Below are 2,585 nucleotides of genomic sequence, written 5' to 3'. Positions count from 1 at the left end.
TTCGCTCCAGCATTAGACTGGAGCCTGATTCACGGCATCGGCGGAATCGCGAAGCGAGTCCTCCTCAACCGATCAGGCTCTAGCCGGTTTCCGGAGGCCTGCGTCCCCGGCGCCGCCCCGGCCCCTCGCCCCTGGCCTTGGCGATGATCTCCTTGAGCTTGCGGCCCTGCATCGACGACAGGGCCTGGCCGGGAGCCCCCAGTTCGGGATCGCCGAAGGCGCGGCCGTGGGTCCTGACCCGCTCGGACACCGAATCGAGGAACTCGCCCTCCCAGTCCGACAGGGCGACGCCGGCCTTGTCGGCGGCGCGTTTGGCGCGCCTGAGGGCGTTGAGGGCGGCGCGCCGGGCGGCCTGGCGTTCGGCCTCGAACGGACTTCCAGGCGGCTTCTTCGAACCGCCCCTGCCGCCGCCGAAGCCGGTTCGTTTCAGGGTCAGATCTCGCCGAGGGCGGACATGTAGAGGTCGAGGATGGCGTCCTCTTCCTGGCGCTTGGCCTTGTCCTGCTTGCGGATGCGGATGACCTTGCGGAGGATCTTGACGTCGTAGCCCTCGCCCTTGGCCTCGGCGAAGACCTCCTTCATGTCGGCCATCACGGCGGCCTTGTCTTCCTCGAGCCGCTCCAGCCGCTCGATGACGGTGCGCAGCCGGCCCTGGGCGGCCGAGGTCAGGACGTCGGGGGACGAATCGAAGGCGGCGTCATCGGCCATGGGAAGAACTCCGGAAAGACAGGTCGACGCTAACCACGTCGCATCGCCCGACTCAACGACGGGCGCGAAAAAGGCTGCGGACAAGTCCGCAGCCTCGAAACTCTCGGCCGCGCCGTGACCGGCGCGAAGGCGCTCAGCCCTGCTTCGCCTTGAAGCGCGGGTCGGTCTTGTTGATCACATAGACCACGCCCTTGCGGCGCACGACCTTGCAGTCGCGGTGGCGACCCTTGAGCGACTTGAGCGAGCTGCGGACCTTCATGGCCGTATTCCTTGGTGCGCTACCCTTCGCCGCGCGGCGGCTCGGTGCTTGAGCGCGCCTCGAGGCGAAGCAAACAGAAAAGCCGCGAGGCGGACCTGCGGCGGAGCGGTGCCTATAGAGAGAGGCGGGCGGATCGTCAACAGGCGGCGGACGGCTCTCGCGGGTTCGAGCGGGCGGCCATTCCCACGGCAACGCTTTCTCCACTCGGGCGCTGTAACCCTCGGGCCCGACTCGCGGACTTGTTATGAGGCCCCGCCCGTCGGGGAGACTAGCTTGGGAATCATGCGCTTCAGCCTTCGCCTCATCCTCGTCGCCTCCGTCGCCGCCTGCGCGCCCATGCTGCCGGAGCCGCCGCCGATGGCGCCAGCGCCGCTCCAGCCCGAGCCGGCGCCCGCGACGCCGCCTCCGCCCGCCGCTGTCGCGCCGGCGGTGGACCAGGCCGGGTTCGAGGGCTGGAAACAGGGCTTCCTCGCCCGCCACGGCGGGGCCCGCCGCGCCGCCTACGAGCGCGAGCTGGCGGGGCTGACCCCGGACCCCTCGGTGGTTCGACTGGACCGCAACCAGCCCGAATTCAGCCGTCCGGCCGGGGCCTATGTCCAGAACGCCGTCACCCCCACGCGCATCGCCCAGGCCCGGCAGCGCACCGACCGGGCGCCGTGGCCGGTGGTCCAGCGCTACGGCGTGCCGGCCGAGATTCTCGTCGCCATCTGGGCCCAGGAGTCCGCCTTCGGCCAGGTCCAGGGCGACCATGACGTGATCCGCTCGCTGGCCACCCTCGCCTTCGACGGCCGCCGCCGCGACTGGGCCGAGGCCCAGCTGAAGCACGCGCTCGACATCGTCGTCGACGGCCGTCGCGACCGGGCCGGGCTGAAGGGCAGCTGGGCCGGGGCCATGGGCCAGACCCAGTTCATGCCGGACAACTATCTGCGCCTGGGCGTCGACCAGGACGGGGACGGCAAGGTCGACATCTGGGGCTCGGACGCCGACGCCCTCGCCTCGGCCGCCAACCTGCTGGCGCAGGCCGGGTGGAAGCGGGGCCAGACCTGGGGCTACGAGGTCCGCCTGCCGGCCGGTTTCGACTATTCCGAAGCTGAGGGGCCGCGCCATCCGTGGTCGTACTGGGCGGCGAAGGGCGTGACCCTGGCCCACGGCGGCGCGCCCAACGCCGCCGAGGCGCGCGAGGAGGCGACCATCCTGCTGCCCCAGGGCGCGCGGGGCCCGGCCTTCCTCGCCCTGCCCAACCACTATGTGATCCGGCGCTACAACAATTCGGTCAGCTACGCCCTGGCCATCGGCCTGACCGCCGACGGCGTCCAGGGGCGGCCGGGGCTGGCCGCAGCCTGGCCGAACGACGCGCCGCTGTCGCGGGACCAGCGCATCGGCGCCCAGCGCGCCCTGACGGTCCTGGGCTATGACACCCAGGGCGTCGACGGCGTCATCGGGGCCAATACGCGGGCGGCGCTGCGCCGCTGGCAGCTGGCCAACGGCCGGGTGGCGGACGGCTATCTGACCGCCGACCTCGCCGACGAGCTGATCCGCCGCGGCGGCTAGGGCGAAATCGGTTTGGACGCGATCGCGTCCAAACCCGGATCTTCGCTCCAGCCTTAGACTGGAGCCT

At 71.2% G+C, this 2,585-nt stretch carries 4 protein-coding genes; 1 reads left to right on the top strand and 3 read right to left on the bottom strand.

What is annotated here, in order from left to right; translation table 11 throughout:
- Nucleotides 1-79: 79 nt before the first annotated feature.
- From Q0588_RS09530 to ykgO, 3 genes are all read right to left on the bottom strand, one after another.
- Entirely contained in the window at nucleotides 80-430 is a 351-nt protein-coding gene (locus Q0588_RS09530; protein ID WP_298745720.1) for a hypothetical protein, read from the bottom strand.
- A 2-nt stretch (nucleotides 431-432) separates the two neighbouring features.
- Nucleotides 433-708 carry a DUF2312 domain-containing protein gene (locus tag Q0588_RS09525; RefSeq protein WP_298745719.1) on the bottom strand — a complete coding sequence of 92 codons (276 nt, stop codon included), beginning with the start codon at nucleotides 706-708 and terminating at the stop codon, nucleotides 433-435.
- 133 nt (nucleotides 709-841) lie between these two features.
- Nucleotides 842-967, bottom strand: a complete 126-nt coding sequence (ykgO, locus tag Q0588_RS09520; protein ID WP_168044709.1) for a type B 50S ribosomal protein L36 — start codon at nucleotides 965-967, stop codon at nucleotides 842-844.
- Between the two features lie 282 nt (nucleotides 968-1,249).
- Here ykgO and Q0588_RS09515 point away from each other — a divergent pair, with 282 nt between their 5' ends.
- Nucleotides 1,250-2,518, top strand: a complete 1,269-nt coding sequence (locus tag Q0588_RS09515; RefSeq protein ID WP_298745718.1) for a lytic murein transglycosylase — start codon at nucleotides 1,250-1,252, stop codon at nucleotides 2,516-2,518.
- The last annotated feature ends 67 nt before the right edge of the window (nucleotides 2,519-2,585 follow it).

The organism is uncultured Brevundimonas sp., from assembly GCF_937870815.1.
In the GTDB taxonomy this organism is placed as follows: domain Bacteria; phylum Pseudomonadota; class Alphaproteobacteria; order Caulobacterales; family Caulobacteraceae; genus Brevundimonas.
The sequence above is the reverse complement of the archived record's forward strand: the minus strand, read 5'-3'. Positions and strand labels throughout refer to the sequence as shown.